Source organism: Mycobacterium sp. NAZ190054 (genome assembly GCF_001545925.1).
In the GTDB taxonomy this organism is placed as follows: Bacteria; Actinomycetota; Actinomycetes; order Mycobacteriales; family Mycobacteriaceae; genus Mycobacterium.
In genome coordinates, this window is record NZ_LMVQ01000090.1 from 26463 (window position 1) to 42790 (window position 16328).

At 68.4% G+C, this 16328-nt stretch carries 14 protein-coding genes, 1 tRNA gene and 1 pseudogene; 9 read left to right on the top strand and 7 right to left on the bottom strand.

Annotated features, from left to right (window positions below):
- Positions 1 to 2 precede the first annotated feature (2 nt).
- From ASJ79_RS08310 to ASJ79_RS08320, 3 genes are read left to right on the top strand one after another with little or no spacing between them, the layout of a single operon-like run.
- Positions 3 to 1748: an iron ABC transporter permease gene (locus ASJ79_RS08310; RefSeq protein WP_082753724.1), complete on the top strand. Its 1746-nt coding sequence runs from the start codon at positions 3 to 5 to the stop codon at positions 1746 to 1748.
- A complete protein-coding gene (locus tag ASJ79_RS08315) occupies positions 1741 to 2850 on the top strand; it encodes an ABC transporter ATP-binding protein (protein WP_067954237.1) in 1110 nt (369 codons plus the stop codon). Before ASJ79_RS08310 ends, ASJ79_RS08315 begins: the two co-directional genes overlap by 8 nt.
- Positions 2851 to 2879: 29 nt before the next feature.
- Positions 2880 to 3962 carry a citrate/2-methylcitrate synthase gene (locus ASJ79_RS08320; RefSeq protein WP_197420128.1) on the top strand — a complete coding sequence of 361 codons (1083 nt, stop codon included), beginning with the start codon at positions 2880 to 2882 and terminating at the stop codon, positions 3960 to 3962.
- 16 nt (positions 3963 to 3978) lie between these two features.
- On the opposite strand, the gene ASJ79_RS08325 is transcribed toward ASJ79_RS08320, so the two are convergent.
- Entirely contained in the window at positions 3979 to 4290 is a 312-nt protein-coding gene (locus tag ASJ79_RS08325; RefSeq protein WP_067954239.1) for a DUF3303 domain-containing protein, read from the bottom strand.
- A 230-nt stretch (positions 4291 to 4520) separates the two neighbouring features.
- Between ASJ79_RS08325 and ASJ79_RS08330 the strand changes: the two genes are divergently transcribed.
- Positions 4521 to 4991, top strand: coding sequence for a protein disulfide oxidoreductase (locus ASJ79_RS08330; RefSeq protein ID WP_067954254.1), 471 nt, complete (start codon positions 4521 to 4523; stop codon positions 4989 to 4991).
- A 4-nt stretch (positions 4992 to 4995) separates the two neighbouring features.
- Positions 4996 to 5838: a cytochrome c biogenesis CcdA family protein gene (locus ASJ79_RS08335; protein ID WP_067954240.1), complete on the top strand. Its 843-nt coding sequence runs from the start codon at positions 4996 to 4998 to the stop codon at positions 5836 to 5838.
- 12 nt (positions 5839 to 5850) lie between these two features.
- Here the strand turns inward: ASJ79_RS08335 and ASJ79_RS08340 are convergent, their stop codons facing one another.
- From ASJ79_RS08340 to ASJ79_RS08355, 4 genes are all read right to left on the bottom strand, one after another.
- Positions 5851 to 7260, bottom strand: coding sequence for a selenium-binding protein SBP56-related protein (locus tag ASJ79_RS08340; protein ID WP_067954241.1), 1410 nt, complete (start codon positions 7258 to 7260; stop codon positions 5851 to 5853).
- Between the two features lie 135 nt (positions 7261 to 7395).
- Positions 7396 to 8244, bottom strand: a complete 849-nt coding sequence (locus tag ASJ79_RS08345; RefSeq protein ID WP_067954242.1) for a family 16 glycosylhydrolase — start codon at positions 8242 to 8244, stop codon at positions 7396 to 7398.
- Between the two features lie 65 nt (positions 8245 to 8309).
- On the bottom strand, positions 8310 to 9437 hold the full coding sequence (locus tag ASJ79_RS08350) for a serine hydrolase (protein ID WP_067954255.1): 1128 nt from the start codon (positions 9435 to 9437) through the stop codon (positions 8310 to 8312).
- Positions 9438 to 9524: 87 nt separating this feature from the next.
- A complete protein-coding gene (locus ASJ79_RS08355; RefSeq protein WP_067954243.1) occupies positions 9525 to 10712 on the bottom strand; it encodes a glycosyltransferase in 1188 nt (395 codons plus the stop codon).
- Positions 10713 to 10832: 120 nt separating this feature from the next.
- On the opposite strand from ASJ79_RS08355, the gene ASJ79_RS08360 reads away from it, so the two are divergent.
- Together ASJ79_RS08360 and ASJ79_RS08365 are read left to right on the top strand one after the other, a co-directional pair.
- Positions 10833 to 11792 (top strand): Gfo/Idh/MocA family protein, encoded by a 960-nt coding sequence (locus tag ASJ79_RS08360; protein ID WP_231750783.1) that lies wholly within the window; start codon positions 10833 to 10835, stop codon positions 11790 to 11792.
- Positions 11785 to 12912 carry a zinc-binding alcohol dehydrogenase gene (locus ASJ79_RS08365; protein ID WP_067954245.1) on the top strand — a complete coding sequence of 376 codons (1128 nt, stop codon included), beginning with the start codon at positions 11785 to 11787 and terminating at the stop codon, positions 12910 to 12912. The genes ASJ79_RS08360 and ASJ79_RS08365 overlap by 8 nt, the downstream gene beginning before the upstream one ends.
- Here the strand turns inward: ASJ79_RS08365 and ASJ79_RS08370 are convergent.
- Together ASJ79_RS08370 and ASJ79_RS08375 are read right to left on the bottom strand one after the other, a co-directional pair.
- Positions 12893 to 13999 (bottom strand): Fic family protein, encoded by a 1107-nt coding sequence (locus ASJ79_RS08370; protein ID WP_156448337.1) that lies wholly within the window; start codon positions 13997 to 13999, stop codon positions 12893 to 12895. The two genes, ASJ79_RS08365 and ASJ79_RS08370, sit on opposite strands and share 20 nt — an antisense overlap.
- A 288-nt stretch (positions 14000 to 14287) precedes the next feature.
- A tRNA-Gly gene (locus tag ASJ79_RS08375) sits at positions 14288 to 14361 on the bottom strand.
- 84 nt (positions 14362 to 14445) lie between these two features.
- On the opposite strand from ASJ79_RS08375, the gene dcd reads away from it, so the two are divergent.
- Positions 14446 to 15018: a dCTP deaminase gene (dcd, locus tag ASJ79_RS08380; RefSeq protein WP_067954246.1), complete on the top strand. Its 573-nt coding sequence runs from the start codon at positions 14446 to 14448 to the stop codon at positions 15016 to 15018.
- A gap of 229 nt (positions 15019 to 15247) precedes the next feature.
- A pseudogene (locus ASJ79_RS08385) lies at positions 15248 to 16328 on the top strand (hypothetical protein); the annotation flags it as partial.

The following is a 16328-nucleotide window of genomic DNA, read 5'->3' on the forward strand; positions in this document are numbered from 1 at the left end:
CCATGGCTACGTCGAGCACTCTGGTTCGCCGGCCGCGCCCCCGGTCCGACGTCGCGGGGTCGCCGCCGGGCCCGCGTCAGCGGCTCTTCCAGTGGGCGGTGCTGGCGGTCACCGGGTTCATCGTGCTCGGGCCGATGGTTCCCGTGGTGTGGCAGTCGTTCCTGGACGCACCGCTGTACGACGACGGCTCCTTCACCCTCGGTAACTATGCGCAGCTGATCATCTCCGGTGAGGTGCGCACGATGCTGCTCAACACCATCGGGTTCGCCGTCATGACGACGGTGATCGCGGTGGCGCTCGGCCTGGGGGTGGGGTTCCTGGTGATCCGGACCGACCTGCCGGGGCGCCGGGTGATCTCGGCGGTGTTCAACTGGCCGCTGTACACGTCGGCGCTGGTGCTGGCGTTCGGCTGGGTGATCGTCTACGGGCCGGCCGGCTACGTCTCCAGCGGCATCGCGAACCTTTTCGGGATGTCACAGGCGCCGGCGTGGCTCTACACGTTGCCCGGCATGGCGCTGGTCGCGGGAATCGCCGAAGCGCCACTGGTGTACATGTTCGCGGCACGGTCGCTGGAATCCTTGAACCCGGCGCTGGAGGAGGCGGCCCGGACGTTGGGAGCCACGCCGTGGCGGGTGATCGGCACCGTGGCCTTCCCGCTGATGCGTCCGGCCATGCTCTACAGCATCATCCTGGTGTTCATCGCGGCGCTCGAATCTCTGTCCATCCCTCTGATTCTCGGGAAACCTTCGGGCATCGAGATGTTCGCCAGCTACCTGTACATGGAGGGTCTGGTCCGGCCCGACCCGGACTACGGCCTGCTGGCCGCGGCCTCCATAGCGCTCATCGGTGTTGCAGCAGTGCTGATCTGGGCGCAGTCGCGCATTCTCGGCGACCGGCAGCGGTTCGTCACGGTCACCGGCAAGGCGACGCAACCGCGACGGCTCAGCCTCGGCGGACTGCGGTGGCCGTTGTCCCTCGCCGTGGGCGGTTTCGTGCTGATCGTCTCGGTGATCCCGATCTTCGGCATCGTGCTGCGGTCGCTGACCCAGATTCTCAGCCCGTTCGTCCCGCTCGCCGAGTCCTTCACCACCGGCAACTTCGAGCAGATCCTCAACACGCCGTCCTACATGTCGTCCATCCAGACCAGCCTGGTCGTCGCCCTCGTCGGCGCGGCGATCGCCGCCGCGCTGGCCGCGGTCATCGGGCTGGTTGCCTACCGGTCGGACTTCCCGCTGCGCCGCGCGCTGGACTTCCTGTCGGTGACCCCACGGGCGCTCCCGGCCATCGTCGTCAGCATCGGGGTGTTCTGGGCGATGTTCCTGTTCCCGTTCATGGACCCGCTGCGGGGAACGCTGTGGATCCTGGTGTTCGCCTTCATCATCCGGTTCCTGCCTCTGGGCATGGGCGTGGTGGTGCCCGCCTTCATCGGCGTGCACCGCGATCTCGACAATGCCGCCCGGGTCGCGGGAGCCTCGTGGCTACGGGCGACGTCGGCGATGACGCTCCGACTCTCGGCGCCCGCGATCGCCGGCGCGTACATCGTGCTGTTCTCCCATTTTCTGCGCGAGTACGCCGCGGCGGTCTACCTGATCTCGCCCGGCGTCAACGTGATCGGCACATCCATGCTGCAGCTGTGGGACCAGGGAATCGTCGGGGCGGTGGCGGCCTTCGCCATGATCCAGATCGTCCTCGGCACGGTCGTCGTCCTCATCGGTAAGCGCCTGACAGGAGTGAAAGCGCATGGCTGACATCCGCATCGACGGGTTGTACAAGAGGTACGGCGACTACACCGCCGTCGACGACGTCAGCCTCGACATCCACGACGGGGAGTTCTTCACGCTGCTCGGCCCCAGCGGGTGCGGCAAGTCGACGCTGCTGTCGATGATCGCCGGGCTCGCCGAACCCGATGCCGGGCGGATCGCGATCGGGGAGAAGGTGGTCGCCGACACCTCCGCCAAGGTCTTCGTGATGCCCGAGAAGCGGGACTGTGGGCTGGTGTTCCAGTCGTATGCGCTGTGGCCGCACATGAACATCACCGAGAACATGCGGTACGGGCTCAAGTTGAAGAAGGTGCCGCGCGACGAGCAGAAGGTCCGCATCCGCGACACCCTCGAACTCGTCGGTCTGGAACAGCTCGCGCAGCGGTACCCGCACGAACTGTCCGGCGGGCAACAGCAACGGGCGGCGTTGGCGCGCACCATCGTCGCCGCGCCCAAGGTCCTGCTGCTCGACGAACCGCTGTCGAACCTGGACGCCAAGCTGCGGACCAAGGCGCGGGCCTGGCTGCGCGACATCCACGAGGAGACCAAGCTCACCACGGTGTACGTCACCCATGACCAGGAGGAGGCGCTGTCCCTGAGCACGCGGATAGCGGTGATGGACAACGGCTCCGTCCAGCAGGTCGCCGACCCGGAAACGCTGTACCAGCGCCCCGATTCGCGGCTCGTGGCAGGTTTCATCGGGACCACCCACTTCGTGGACGGCACCGTCACCCATCGGGACGGCCCCGTGCACGCCGTCGCCCTGGACGGCGCCGACCGACGCGACGACGGCACCGGCACCGAACTGAGGACCGAGGCCGTCGCGGGACAGTGGCAGCCCGGAGACCGCGTCACCGTCGCGATCCGTCCCGAGCAGGTCGAGATCGTCGACTCCGACATCGCCACCCGCGGCGGTGAATTCCTGTGCCGGGTGCTGTCGGTGTGCTATCTCGGCGGCCGCTACCTCTACCGGCTCGCCGCGGGCCACAGCGAGCTGGAAGTCCACAGCGCCGTGCGCATCGACCGGCAGGAATGCGTCGTCCGCGTCACCGCGCGGGCACTGCCGATGTTCGACCGCGTCAACCCCTGATTCGATCGCGCCACCGAGGAGATGTGTCCGTGACAACGTTGTACCCCGGTTTCGTCGGTGTCTCGGCGTTCACCACCGAGATCTGCCGGCCGTCGAGTGTCGGTGACGAACTGCGCTTCCGCGGTGTGAACATCGTCGACCTCGTGGGCATCCGGCCCTACGACGACGTGTGGCGCCTGCTGGTCGACGACTACTTCGGTGCAGGACCGCTGGCCGAGATCACCGACGAGGAGGTCATGGCGGAACTGGACGCCGCCGGTACGCCCCGAATCGCGCTGCAGCGGATGATCCTTCGGCTGGGGACCATGCGCGCGATGCAACCGGCCCCCGGTGCTGATCCGGACGCGCTGCGCGACGATCTGGCTGTGCTGACGATGGCCTACGCGGTGGGACTGGGTGCGTTGTTGGCCCGCAGGAGCGGACGGCCCCCACACGCGGGCGGCGACGGGGACGCGGAAGCCGGAGTGGCCGCGCGGCTGGTTCGTGCCTGGCGTGGCGATGTCGACGCGCGGGTGGTCGGCGTCGTGGACTCGGTGCTGTCCACGGTCGCCGAGCACGGTACGTCCGCGTCGACCTTCACGGCCCGGGTGGTCGCCAGCACGGGGGCAGACGCCGCGGCATGCGTGACGGCAGGGCTGTGCGCGATAGGCGGACCGCGCCACGGCGGGGCGACACGCGGGGTGACGGCGCTGCTGCGCGACCTGGCCGCCGACCCGACGCAGGCGCCCGCATATGTGGGCCGGCTGTTGGACGACGGGAGACGTCTTCCCGGCATGGGACACCGCGTGTATCGCGAGCGTGACCCCCGGGTCCCGATCCTGCGCGGCCTGGCCGAAGCCGTCGATGCGCCGTTGATCCCCGTCGCGGAGGCCTACCAGCGTTCCGCCGAGGAGGAGCTGGTCCGGCGCAAAGGGTCTGGCCGCCGCCTGCCGGCGAACCCGGACCTGTGGCTGCCGGTGGTGCTCGACGGTATCGGCGTGCCGGACGAGTTCATGGACGCGTTCCTCGCCGGCGCCAGGATCGGCGGGTGGAGCGCGCACATCGTCGAGCAGGTCGCCGGCGGCGGCCCGCTGCTGCGCCCCGACGACCTCTACGTCGGTCGCACCGGCTGAGGGTGCCGACGCGGGCTCAGTCGATCGAACCCCGGAAGTCGATGCCCTGTTGCGCGGCCTGCGCCCAGTCGTTCATGTCGACGACAGGGTGGATGTTGAACGAGTTGAACGGGGCGAATTTCATTGTCTCGGTGAGCAACTCCGTCGGATTCTCCGTCTCCACCACAGCGAATCCGCCCTCGCCGTCGAGGCGCCCGACGAACTGGTGGAAGGTCGTGCCGGCCGGCGGCTGCCACTTGGAGAACAGCTCCAGGGCGCGGCGCAGTGCTTCCTCGTTGTCCCTGCCGGAAGCGCCGAGGCGCGACGTCCAGGTCATGGCGTACTTCATGGGGTTCTCCTAGCACGTAGCTGAACAAGGGCGCCCCTCAGTGTCCTCGCCTCGCTCGCTGTCCGAGGGCGATTGGAGGACTCCCCGGCCGCTGCTTGAATCCTGAAAAGTTAGCCGCCGCAACGGGTTTTAGCTGAGAGGAAAGCTGTGAACTCGCTGCGGGCCGGGCGCCGGGCGTAGCTTTGGTGGAAAAAGAGGAGGCCCTCATGATCCACCGATTCCTGCGTCTGATGACAGCCACCGTCGCGTCGGTGCTCCTGCTGGTCACGGTGAGCCCACCGGCGGCGCTGGCCGACGACCGGCTCGACTTCACCGCGACCACGCTCAGCGGTGCGCAGTTCGACGGCGCGTCGCTGCAGGGCAAGCCCGCCGTGCTGTGGTTCTGGACTCCGTGGTGCCCGTTCTGCAATGCGGAGGCGCCGTCGGTCAGCAGGGTGGCCGCGGCGAACCCGGGGGTGACGTTCGTGGGTGTCGCCGCCCGGTCGGACGTCGACGCCATGCGGGGCTTCGTGTCGAAGTACGGCCTGAACTTCACCAACCTCAACGACGCCGACGGCGCGATCTGGGCGCGCTACAACGTGCCGTGGCAGCCGGCCTACGTGTTCTACCGCGCCGACGGCTCGTCGACGTTCGTGAACAATCCGACCTCGGCGATGCCGCAGCAGGAACTGCAGGAGCGGGTGTCCGCGCTGGGCGCGTAACCGGGTGCAGCCGGATCTGGTCGGTCTGGCCTTCGCGGCCGGTCTGGTGGCGGCGCTGAACCCGTGTGGGTTCGCGATGCTGCCCGCCTACCTCGCGCTGGTTGTGCGGGGAACCGGCAGCCGGGTCCCGGCCGCGGTGGGTCGCGCCGTTTCCGCGACCGTGGTGATGTCGCTGGGCTTTCTGACGGTGTTCGCGGCGTTCGGGCTGCTGACGGTCGCGGTGGCCTCCGCGGTGCAGCAGTACATGCCGTACGTCACGGTGACCATCGGATCCGTGCTCGTGCTTCTCGGCGTCTGGTTGTCGTCCGGGCGGGAGCTGAGCATGGTCCGGCCGGGCCGAGGGAGTGGCGCGGGGTCGGCCCCCACGTCGCGACTCGGTTCGATGTTCGGCTACGGCGTGGGGTATGCGGTGGCGTCGCTGTCGTGCACGGTCGGACCGTTCCTGGCGCTCACCGGTGCCGGCACCGCTGCCAGGGGTGTCGCCGCGGTGTGGATCTACCTGGCATATGCGGGCGGGTTCGCGTTGGTGGTCGGCGCACTCGCGGTGACGGCAGCCGTCGCCGGCTCCGCGCTCGCGGACCGGATGAGGCGAATCCTGCCGTATGTCAACCGGATCGGCGGGGCGGTGCTGGTTCTGGTCGGGCTGTACGTGGCGTACTACGGCTACTACGAGCTCCGGTTGTTCGCGGGCGGCGACCCCGCCGACCCGGTGATCGCCGCGGCGGGCCGGATACAGGGCGCGCTCGCCGGTTGGGTGCACGCGCACGGATCGTGGCCGTGGCTGACCGTGCTGGCTCTCGCGATCGCCGCGGCCTCGGCCTGGGCGTGGCGGGTCAGACGCCCGTAGCGCCGGCCTCACTCAGCTGAAGCAGTAGGAGTCCGACGACGCGTCGCCGCCCTGGAGCCGGATCTGGTGTACGCGCCGGCCACGGAACTCCTCGCCGTGCGGGAAGAAGGCCGGGTCGATGCTCAGTCCACCGTCGGGCTCGACGTCGAGCTTGGCCATCCAGGCGCCGACGCCGTCGGGGTAGAACTGGTCGTCCCACGCCCCGTACAGCGAGTTGGTGAAGTACACCCGGCTCCCGTCGCGGCTGACCTCGACCATCTGCGGACCGCCGGCCAACGGCATGTCGGGCATCGCGGGATGAGGGGCGCGGCCCACGATCCCGCCGAGCCGCACCGATCCGGTCTGCCGCGGGCTCGCGGGATCGGAGACGTCGAACTGCTTGAGTTCACCGGTGCCCCAGCAGGACACGTAGAGGAACCGGTCGTCCACCGACAGATCGATGTCGGAGATCAGCGGCGGCACCGCGCCGAACGGCTTGAGCGCGGGAGGCAGGAGCTCCGGGTCGGCGGGTTCGGCGGGAACGGTGATGACCTTCTCGGCCTTCCACTCGTCGCCGTCGCGGAACCAGCGCCAGACCGAGCCGGAGAGGTCTTGGGTGGAGATCACGACGCCGACGAAGCCCCACGTCGCCTCCGGGTCGTGGGACGGGCGCACCTCCAGCGCCATCTGGTGCTGGGGCCCCAGCTCGATACGCTGCTGATGTTCGCCGGTGGCGAGGTCCCAGAAATGGATGGCGTGGCCATACTTGTTGCCCAGCAACAGTTCCGGCACGATGCCGTGCTCGATCATCGACGGGCTGCCCCATTCGCTGGAGATCAGCACGTTCTGGTTCAGGTGCCACCAGGCGTCGTAGTGGAAGTGCTGCGGCCCGCGGTCGGTCTCCCAGGCGCGCAGGACGTCGAACGTGGTGTGGTCCAGCAGCGCGATCCCACCGGGCCCGTCGTCGTCGCCGGCCGGGCCGCCCAGGCAGGTCAGGAAGACGCCGTCGGGACCGCAGTGCAGGGTGTGCGGACGCGAGTATCCCGCCTGTGCGGACAGGCTTGCCGCGTCGATCGTCTTGACCAGCATGGGGTTTCGTGGATCCGGCTGGGTGTCGAACACGTAGACGTTGGACGAGCGCAGCCCGGGGACGAGGAGATGCCGGCGGGCGAGGCCGTGCATGTCGTGGCCTTCGTGCTTGAGCGCGCTGCTGCAGGCATTCCAGCCGAAGTGATGCAGCTCGTCGCCGCGGCCGGGAACGTCGGTCCAGCCGACCACATGCCCGTAGGTGGCCGACGCCGGATCGACGTCGACAACGGTCATCGCGTCGGGTTTTCGGGCGGCGCGGTCGAAAGCCACCACATAGGCGAGCTTTTCGTCGGGAGCCGCCGCCGCCTCGGCGGCGGTCCGGTAGAACGTCGGATCGATGGTCGGATGAGCCATGTGGCACCTCCCCGATGGGGCCTGTGCAGATCGTAGTCTCGGTGACTGATCTGAACCTCGGTTTCGGGTGGAAAAATCCACGGTGGCATGACGGATCGGCTGCAGCCGTTTGCTGCGGGCCGCAGGTATGAGCGTCTAGAAGACGCGGATCCAGTCGACCAGCATCTCAGCCGGGTAGGTGCCGCCGGCGGGTTCGCGGCCACCGGAGCCGCCGATGGCGATGTTGAACACCGGGGACATCGTGAAACCGGGATCGTTGAAGGGCCAGTCCGGCAGGGAGTCCGACCGCACCGTGAAAAACGGCTCCATGCCCGGCTGGTAGTCCTTCCAGAAGTACATGCCGGTCGGCTGCCAGGTCATCCGCCAGGTGTGCCACTCCCCGTCGATCGGGTGCTTGTGGGTCTGGAACATCGTGCCGTCCAGCCGGGCGTGCACTGTGCTGCCCGACGGCCAGTCCCGGTTGCCGTACCACTCCACGATGTCGATCTCACCGCCGCGCACCGGGTTGTCGTTGATCAACCAGAACGCGGGCCACGCGCCGTCGGTCAGGCAGTTGAGCTTCAGGCGCGCCTCCCAGGTCGTCCCGACACCGCCGCGCCAGTTGCCGACGATCTTCGCGCTGGCGTATTTCTCCTGGATGTTCGCGCCTTCACCGCGGGTGGCGCGGATGACCAGGTTGCCGTTTCCGTCCTGGAAGACATGCTCCTGGTCGGTGACGTAACGGCCCATGTTGTAGGGCTTGTCCCATTCGACCGGGTTCCGGATGGTCTCCCGGACCGGGACGATGAACCACGATGCCGGGTCCGGCGGTGAACCGGCCGGCCCGTTGAACTCGTCGGCGAACAAAAGTCCAGGTGCGGGCTGCGCGGCGGGGGCGGGGGGAGGTGCGTCCCCGATCACCGGCTGGGCACCGGCCTTGGGAATCGGCAGTGCGGCAGCAGCCGCCCCGAGCCCCAGCGTCAACATTGCGCGTCGGCGATCCATGCTTGGCACCCTTGAACGGTAAATCGAACAGCGGTGATCTGGGTGGCTGAAACGCCGATGGATTGTCAGCCCTGCTGACCGGGCGACGCGTCGGCGAGGTCGTAGACGTGTTCAGGGGTGACGATCGACGTGAGCGCTTGCGCCAGCTGGCCCGCCGAGTGCTGCTCCGGAACGTCGGAGTTGACCGCGACCACCAGCGTCGCGTCCCGCGCCGGCAGGTACACGAGCACGGTGGCGTAGCCGGGGATGTCGCCGTTGTGGCCGATCCAGCCGTGCGAGTCGAAGATGCCGAAGCCGTAGCCCACCCCGGGCGCCGCCGGCGTGAGACGCTGCAGGCGCTCGGCCGTCATCGCCGGCGACAGCAGGGTGCCGCGGCCCAGCGTGAGCGCCCAGTTCCTGAGATCGCCGACGGTGGAGACGATCTCGCCCGCGGCATCCGCCCATGTCGGGTTCCACAGGCTGGCGTCGTGGACGGTGCCGTCGGGCGCCTTGTTGTAGCCGTGCGCGAACGGCAGCGGCATCCGCCCGTCCCGGGGATACGTGGTGCGGGTGAGGCCGCCCGGGCCGAAGAACCGCTGCGCGAAGTACTCACCCAACCTCTGTCCGGTGATCTTCTCGACCACCATGCCCAGTAGCACGTAGTTGGTGTTCGAGTACTGGTACTCGGCTCCGGGCGCGAAGTTCATCGGCTGCGTGAAGGCGGCGTCGATCAACTCACGGGGAGTGAACGCGAACGCGTCGGGGCCGGTGGGCGCCAGGCGGTACAGCTGGTCCACGAACGCCGGGTTCTCGGAGTAGTCCGGCAGTCCACTGCGCATCCGGCCGAGGAGGTCGAGGGTGATCACATCACCGGACGGGACACCGGGGACGTACCGGGAGATCGGATCGTCCAGACGGACCCGGCCCTCGTCGACGAGCTGCAGCACCGCGGTCGCCGTGAACGTCTTGGTGACACTGCCGATTCGGTGGTGGGCGTCGACGGTCATCGGGGCGCCGGTGTCGGTGTCCGCGACCCCGACCGCGGTGGTGTAGTCGAGCAGTCCCGGCACGGCGAACGAGACGATCGCGCCGGGCACGCCCATCTCGGCGACCTTCGCCGCGATCACGGTGTCCAGCCGGGCGGTGAGGTCGGCCGGTTGCGCCGCGACCCGGATCGCGGAGATCCCGCTGACGAGGAACATCACGGACGTCATCGCGAGCACTGTGCGGACGATGCTCACGGCCACCCCGACCCCTCCGGCTTCGAATGTGCCGGAGCATATCCCGGGAAGGCGCGGGTGTCAGCCGGTCGCCGTGGACGCGACCGTGGGCAGGCAGGCCGTTCGGCGTGGGTGGGTGCCCGCGACGCACCGGTCGTAGAGCTTGAGGTACGCCGCGGCCATCACGGCCGGGGTGAACCGGCGTTCGGCGGCTTCGCGGCAGCGGACGGGATCGATCCTGTCGACCTCGGAGATGAGCTGTGCCAGTGTGGCTTCGTCGCCGAACTCGGCGAGTGAACCGGTGCCGGGTTCGATCAGCTCGGGCAGACACCCGCGGCGGAATCCGACCACGGGCGTGCCGAGGGCCAGCGACTCGATGACGGCGGTACCGCCCGGTTCCTCCCAGCAGACCGGGAACAGCGTCGCTCGCGCGGTCGCGACGACGTCGTCGCGCTCAGACCCCGTCGCACTTCCGATCCAGCGCACCCGATCACCGTCGACGTGCGGCGCGACCGCCTCGCGCCAGTACCGCACGTCGCCGTAGCGATCCGCGTTCGGGTCGGCCTCGATCCGCTCGAGTGTCGGGTAGGGCCCGACCGGACCCGCGAACACGAGACGCCATCCGCGGCGCTGCGCGAGGCGGGCGGCGATGTGCTGGCCCTTGTTGGGCGTGATCCGGGCGACGAGGACCAGGTGATCGTCCTTGTCCGGCAGGGGTCTTCGGTGGGCGCCGTCGGCCAGCGGCGTGGCCAGGTGCACGTGCCCGACGCTGTGAGCGCTCAGCCGTTCGGGGGCGCGGCACATCTGAGCCGCGGAGACACCGTTGACGCCGAAGCGTCCACGTCCGTCGAAATTGCCATAGAACGCGCGGTGTTTGGCCAGATCCCAGTGCAGCGTGTGAAGCACCGGCGGACGGTCGGCGCCCAGGGAGCTGAGCACACTCGGGCCGGCGACCTCCATGTGGTCGTGCACCAGATCGATGTCCGAACGGCACCGCACTTCGTCGGCGATGCGCTGCATGTGTGCCGCGGCGATCCCGACGACATCGTTGTAAGGCTCGGAGAGGTGGGCGAACTGCGGCTCGTCGAACACCGTGATCTGCTCGTCGACCTCGATCGTGCTGCGGCCGACGGTGGCAAGGACGACACGGACCCCGTGCCGGCGCAGCTGCGGTATCAGCGTGGCCACGATGTTCTCGATACCGCCGTAGCCGACCGGTGGGACCGGCAGCCACGGACCGGCGTTGATCAGCACTGTCAGGGCGCCCATGACCCCGAGTACCCCTTGCAGGCGCGTCAAATCTCCCGCCGCGCGGCGTAACGGTGGCGGGCCGGGGGTACACGTGGTCCGTCGCGGGAGGCGGGAGACCAGCCGTTGCAGCGCTGCAGAGTGGGGTTCGTCGGGGCGGGCGGCGTCGCCGCGCGCCACGCGCGCCATCTGGCCGGGTTTCCCGACGTGCAGATCGTCGCGGTCACCGACCGCGACACGGCGGCCGCGCAGGCGTTCGCCGCGACGACCGGCGCCGCCCCGGTTCCCAGCCTCGCCGCGTTGGTGGCCGGGTCGCCGGACGCGGTCTACGTCTGTGTGCCGCCGCATGCCCACGGCGCCATCGAGGAACAGATACTCGCGACCGGAACCGCCCTGTTCGTCGAGAAGCCGCTGGCACTGGACCTTCCGACCGCGCAGCGCATCGCCGGCGAGGCACGCCGAAGCGGTGTCGTCACCGCGGTCGGACATCACTGGCGCTATTCGCCGGCGATCGAGATGGTCCGGGAACTGCTCGACGGCCGGACCGTCCGGCTGGTCGCCGGGTCCTGGATCGACCGCGTGCCGCCGGTGTCGTGGTGGAGTACGCGGGCGCTGTCGGGCGGTCAGATCGTCGAGCAGGCGGTGCATGTCCTGGACCTGATCCGGCTGCTGTGCGGTGAGGTCGTCGAAGTCAGCGCGTACGCGAACGCCGCACCCCCGTGCGCCCCGGGCGCGGATGTCGACGGAGCCACCGCCGCGATCCTGCGTTTCGGCTCCGGTGCGGTGGGCACCGTGGCGGCGGCGTGCTGCCTGAACTGGAAGCAGCTGGCGGGTCTCGACCTGCACGCCGACGACGTGTCGGTCACGATTCACGAGGACGGCGTCGTCGCGCGGACGGCGCAGGGGCCGGTGCAGCGCAGTGTGGAACCCGATGACGCGAAGCGCGCCGCCGACCGTGCGTTCATCGACGCGGTGCGCGGTGACGGAGCCGCCCGCAACGGCATCCTGGTCGACTACGACGAGGCACTGAAGACGCACGAATTGGCTTGCGCCATAGCGACTTCGGCGCTGCAGCACCGGGTCGTGAGACTCGATGGCTGACCGCCGGTTCACCGTCGTGGTCGAGGGCCGCGGCGTTGTCACGCTTCGCGACGAACCGCCGTGGGGGCCCGCACGTGATGGTCAGTTCGACGTCGAGACCGTGTTCAGCGGACTGTCGACCGGAACCGACCTCAGCTGGGTGAAGGGCTCGAACCCGGCGCTGCACAGCAGGTGGGACGCGGAGCTGGGACTGTTCACCGCGGGAGAACCCGATGCCGGCTACCCGATCGAGAAGTTCGGGTACATGCAGGTCGGCCGCGTCACCGACAGCGCCACCCCCGCCGTGGCGCCGGGCGAGCTGGTGGCCATGACCTACGGTCACCGCAGTGTTCACCGCGCCGACGGGCTGACCGAACGTTTCGTGAAACTGCCCGAGACGCTGGAACCGGTGTTGGGGATCTACGCCGCCCACATGGGACCCATCTGCGCCAACGGCCTGCTGCACGCCGCCGCCGACATCCACGGGACCGATGTGCGAGGCCTGGGCGACGGTGTCCGGGGCCGCCGCGTCGCGGTCACCGGCGCCGGGGTCGTCGGCCTGTTGACCGCGCTGTTCGCCCGGCTGCACGGTGCCGCGTCGACGGTGCTGGTCGATCCGACCCCGGCGCGCTGCCGGATCGCGGCCGATCTCGGGTTCGAAGCCCTCGATCCGCGCGACGGGGATCCGGCGGTGGTGCTGAAAAGCCGGTGGCGCCACGGGGCCGGTGACCGCGGCGCCGATGTGGTGTTCCAGTGCCGCGGCCAGGACAGTGCGCTGGCGCTGGCCCTGCGCATCGTGCGGCCCCAGGGCACGGTCATCGACATGGCGTTCTACCCGGCGGGATGCGAGAACGTCCGGTTGGGCGAGGAGTTCCACCACAACGGCCTGAGCCTGCGCTGCGCGCAGATCGGACGGGTGCCGCGCGGGACCGGCCATGTGTGGGACCGCGACCGGCTCAGCGCCGAGACACTCGATCTGCTGGCCGCCGAGGGTGACGGCATCGCCGAGCACGTCATCACCGAGTACGCACCGCTGTCCGAGGCGCCGGAAGTTCTCACGCGGCTGGCCGATAGCCGGCATGACGGGCTCCAGCTGGTGTTCACCGGAGCGGAGTGGAGGGCTACGGATCAAGAACCCTGAGGACGTCGTCTGCGAACCAGCGATGTCGTGTCCCGGGTCCTTCGCCAACTTCTCGGACTATTCCCTCGGCCGTCAGAGTCCGAAGTAGGTTTGTGGCACCGGGTTGGCTTACACCCAAGCGCTTTTGGACTTCCCGAACGGTCATGATGGGGTTTGCGAACAGAAGGTCTGCGACTTCAATCGCTCGACTCCTTCCTCCCTGAAGTGCCAGCCGATATTTTTCGCGGAGGTCAGCCAGTTCCTCGGCACGGCTGACAGCGTCGCTGGCTTGGCCGGCGATACCGAGCAGGAAGAAATCGAGCCATTCGTCGATCTCTCCGCGCTCGCGGATGAACTGGAGTCGGTCGTAGTACTCCTCTTTGCGTTGGTCGAAGTAGCTGGAGATATACAGGAGCGGCGTCGGCAACCGTCCTCTGTCCACGAGATACAAGATGATGAAAAGTCGGCCGATGCGACCGTTTCCGTCGAGGAACGGGTGGATCGTCTCGAACTGGTAATGCATCAGCGCGCATCGAATCAGCAATGGCAGCTTGGGATCGCCGTCATGCAGATACTTCTCCCAATCGTCGAGCGCTCTCCACATGTTGTCGACAGTCGGAGGGACAAAGCGCGCTGTACGCGGCTGATTGTCCGGCGACGAGATCCAGTTCTGAGTCTGACGGAACTCTCCAGGTGTTCGTTCTTGGCCACGGACCCCGGTCAGCAGGATCTCGTGCATCTCCCGGACCAGCCGCAAGGAGATGGGAAAGCCTTCTTCAAGGCGGCCTAGGCCGTGGCGTAGCGCAAGAATGTAGTTGCTGACTTCCTGGACGTCGGCGCGTGCGGAGGTACCGGTTACAGCGGCATCAAATACCTCTGTGACCGAGGCCTGGGTGCCTTCGATTCGAGAGCTCGCCACAGCTTCTCGGGTGATATATGCATTGACGAGCAGATGTGGGTCTGGCAGGAGCCGACCTGCACCGGCCAGCCGGCCGAGGGCGGCGTCTGCTTCCGATAAAAGCATGATCGTCTTCGGCCTGAGGACCAGCTCACGGGGGACGGGCATGGGGTCAAAAGCGTGGTAGGCAGCAGATCCGCCGGTCGACACCGCCCTGCCCCATTCGGAAGCTACAAACCTCTTTGGGTCCACGCCGACAAGGTATAACAAAACGGCGTTTTTGTTATAGGTTGAGGCGTAACCTACAACCGTTGTTGTGCCCGATTGTTAAGCCGGCCCTGTCCTCGACCGGCGCCGTTCCAAGGCCAAATCGCCAATAAGCAAGTGTGCAGCCGGTGGCGCGATCACGCCGCTGTGGGGCCCGCGCAAGTGTCAGGCCGCCGCAGGCTTTGTGCTTGGAGCGGCTCGGGGCCAAGCACTTAGCAGGTCGGCTTTCGGTGGAGCCGGTGACGGGAATCGAACCCGCGTATTCAGCTTGGGAAGCTGATGTTCTGCCATTGAACTACACCGGCGTGTTTGATCAGGAAGGCTAACACCTCGCCGTCCGTCGGCGCCGCGGTGGCCGCAACCGGGCCACATCCCGTTACGCTCGTGCGGTGCTGCTCTCCGACCGCGACATCCGGGCCGAGATCAATGCCGGCAGGTTGGGTGTCGACCCGTTCGACGACAGCCTGGTCCAGCCCTCGAGCGTCGACGTCCGCCTCGACAACCTGTTCCGGGTCTTCAACAACACCCGCTACACCCACATCGACCCCGCACAGCGGCAGGACGACCTGACCAGCCTCGTCGAACCCAAGGAGGGCGAGCCGTTCGTGCTGCACCCCGGCGAGTTCGTGCTCGGCGCGACGCTGGAGCGGTGCACACTGCCCGACGACCTCGCCGGCCGGCTGGAGGGCAAGTCCTCCCTCGGCCGCCTCGGCCTGCTCACCCACTCGACCGCCGGGTTCATCGACCCCGGCTTCTCCGGGCACATCACGCTGGAGCTGTCCAACGTCGCGAACCTGCCCATCACGCTGTGGCCCGGCATGAAGATCGGCCAGCTGTGCCTGCTGCGCCTGACCAGCCCGGCCGAGCATCCGTACGGCAGCACCTCGGTCGGCTCCAAATACCAGGGCCAGCGCGGCCCGACCCCGTCGCGCTCGTACCAGAATTTCCTCAGGACCAGCTGACCGGAAACCGCACCGCCGCATCGCCGGGAACGCGAGTAAGGTCGTGGACACCGGCGCCACCGGTCATTCGTGCCGACGCGTTCCGGCCAGGTCTTCAACCGCTGTCAGCTAACAGCGCGGGATGTAACGCGTCAGCTGATCGCGCCGATGAAGTATCTAGTTGTCGGCTCGCCGTGCCCGATGCAGCAGTGCCGACCGCAAAGCTATAGCAAACGTTTTGGAGGGGTCAGTGGACATCGTACTAGGTGTGTCGATGACACCTACGACGGTCCGCATGGTGCTGGTCGAAGGCGAAAAGGCCGACGGGGTCACCGTCGACCACGACTCTTTCGACGTCACGTCGGTCGAGGGCTCAGCAAACGCTCCTGAGCAGGTCGTCTCGGCGGTGCTCGGCACCAAGGAAAGCGCCGCCACCGGGGGTCATCACCTCAAGTCCATCGGTGTGTCGTGGAGCGACCACGCCGAGGCGACCGCGCTGCGCGACGCGCTGGCCGCCCACGGCATCGACGACGTCATGCTCGTCTCCGAAAGCCACGCCGCCGCGTCGCTGGCCCAGGCCGTCGGCCGCGCCGTCGGCTACGACACCACCGCGTTGCTGTTCGTCGATCGCGACGCCGCGACGCTGTCGGTCGTGCAGACCGATGACGGCTCGGTGGTCAAGGTGCTCAGCCGCAGCCTGCACAGCGCCGACGCGATGGCCGTGCTCACCGAGATGGCCGAGGCGGTCGCCGCGCAGCAGTCGCCACCGGACGGCATGTTCGTCGTCGGTTCCGGCGTGGACATCAGCTCGGTCAGAGCGCATCTGGAACATCTGGTCTCGTTGCCGGTCAGCGCCCCCGAGGAGGCCGAGTTGGCGCTCGCGCGCGGCGCCGCGCTGGCGTCGGCGGCGGCCCCGGCGTTCGAGGCGACGACCGTCGGGCTGGCCTACTCGCAGGACCCCGACGGCCCGACGGCCGGATCGCTGCTGCCCGGGCTGGCCGGTGCCGAGACCCAGTTGGCCCCGGTCGACACCGACGACGTCGTCGACGAGTTCGCGCCGACCGAGATGCGCCCGGCCGACGAAGGCCGCAAACCGTTCCTGCTCGTCGGCAGCGCGTTGACGTCCCTGTTCGTGATCGGCGTGGCCGCGCTGGTGGTGTCGCTGGCGATCAGCATCCGGCCCACCGCCGACCAGCGGCCCAGCCCGGCGAAGGCGCCATCACGGAGGACGCGGCCGAGGAGGACCCGGCCGAGGCGGAGGCCACCGTCGACGAGGACAGCACGGAAGGCGCGGCCGGGCAGGACTCGACCCGGACCACGGATGCGGAGGA

Coding starts and splice junctions, on each gene's coding strand:
- ASJ79_RS08340 (WP_067954241.1), bottom strand. CDS start 7,260: ATGGCTCATCCGACCATCGATCCGACGTTCTACCGGACCGCCGCCGAG.
- ASJ79_RS08365 (WP_067954245.1), top strand. CDS start 11,785: ATGGCTGACCGCCGGTTCACCGTCGTGGTCGAGGGCCGCGGCGTTGTC.
- ASJ79_RS08315 (WP_067954237.1), top strand. CDS start 1,741: ATGGCTGACATCCGCATCGACGGGTTGTACAAGAGGTACGGCGACTAC.
- ASJ79_RS08350 (WP_067954255.1), bottom strand. CDS start 9,437: ATGACGTCCGTGATGTTCCTCGTCAGCGGGATCTCCGCGATCCGGGTC.
- ASJ79_RS08325 (WP_067954239.1), bottom strand. CDS start 4,290: ATGAAGTACGCCATGACCTGGACGTCGCGCCTCGGCGCTTCCGGCAGG.
- ASJ79_RS08310 (WP_082753724.1), top strand. CDS start 3: ATGGCTACGTCGAGCACTCTGGTTCGCCGGCCGCGCCCCCGGTCCGAC.
- ASJ79_RS08330 (WP_067954254.1), top strand. CDS start 4,521: ATGACAGCCACCGTCGCGTCGGTGCTCCTGCTGGTCACGGTGAGCCCA.
- ASJ79_RS08345 (WP_067954242.1), bottom strand. CDS start 8,244: ATGGATCGCCGACGCGCAATGTTGACGCTGGGGCTCGGGGCGGCTGCT.
- ASJ79_RS08355 (WP_067954243.1), bottom strand. CDS start 10,712: ATGGGCGCCCTGACAGTGCTGATCAACGCCGGTCCGTGGCTGCCGGTC.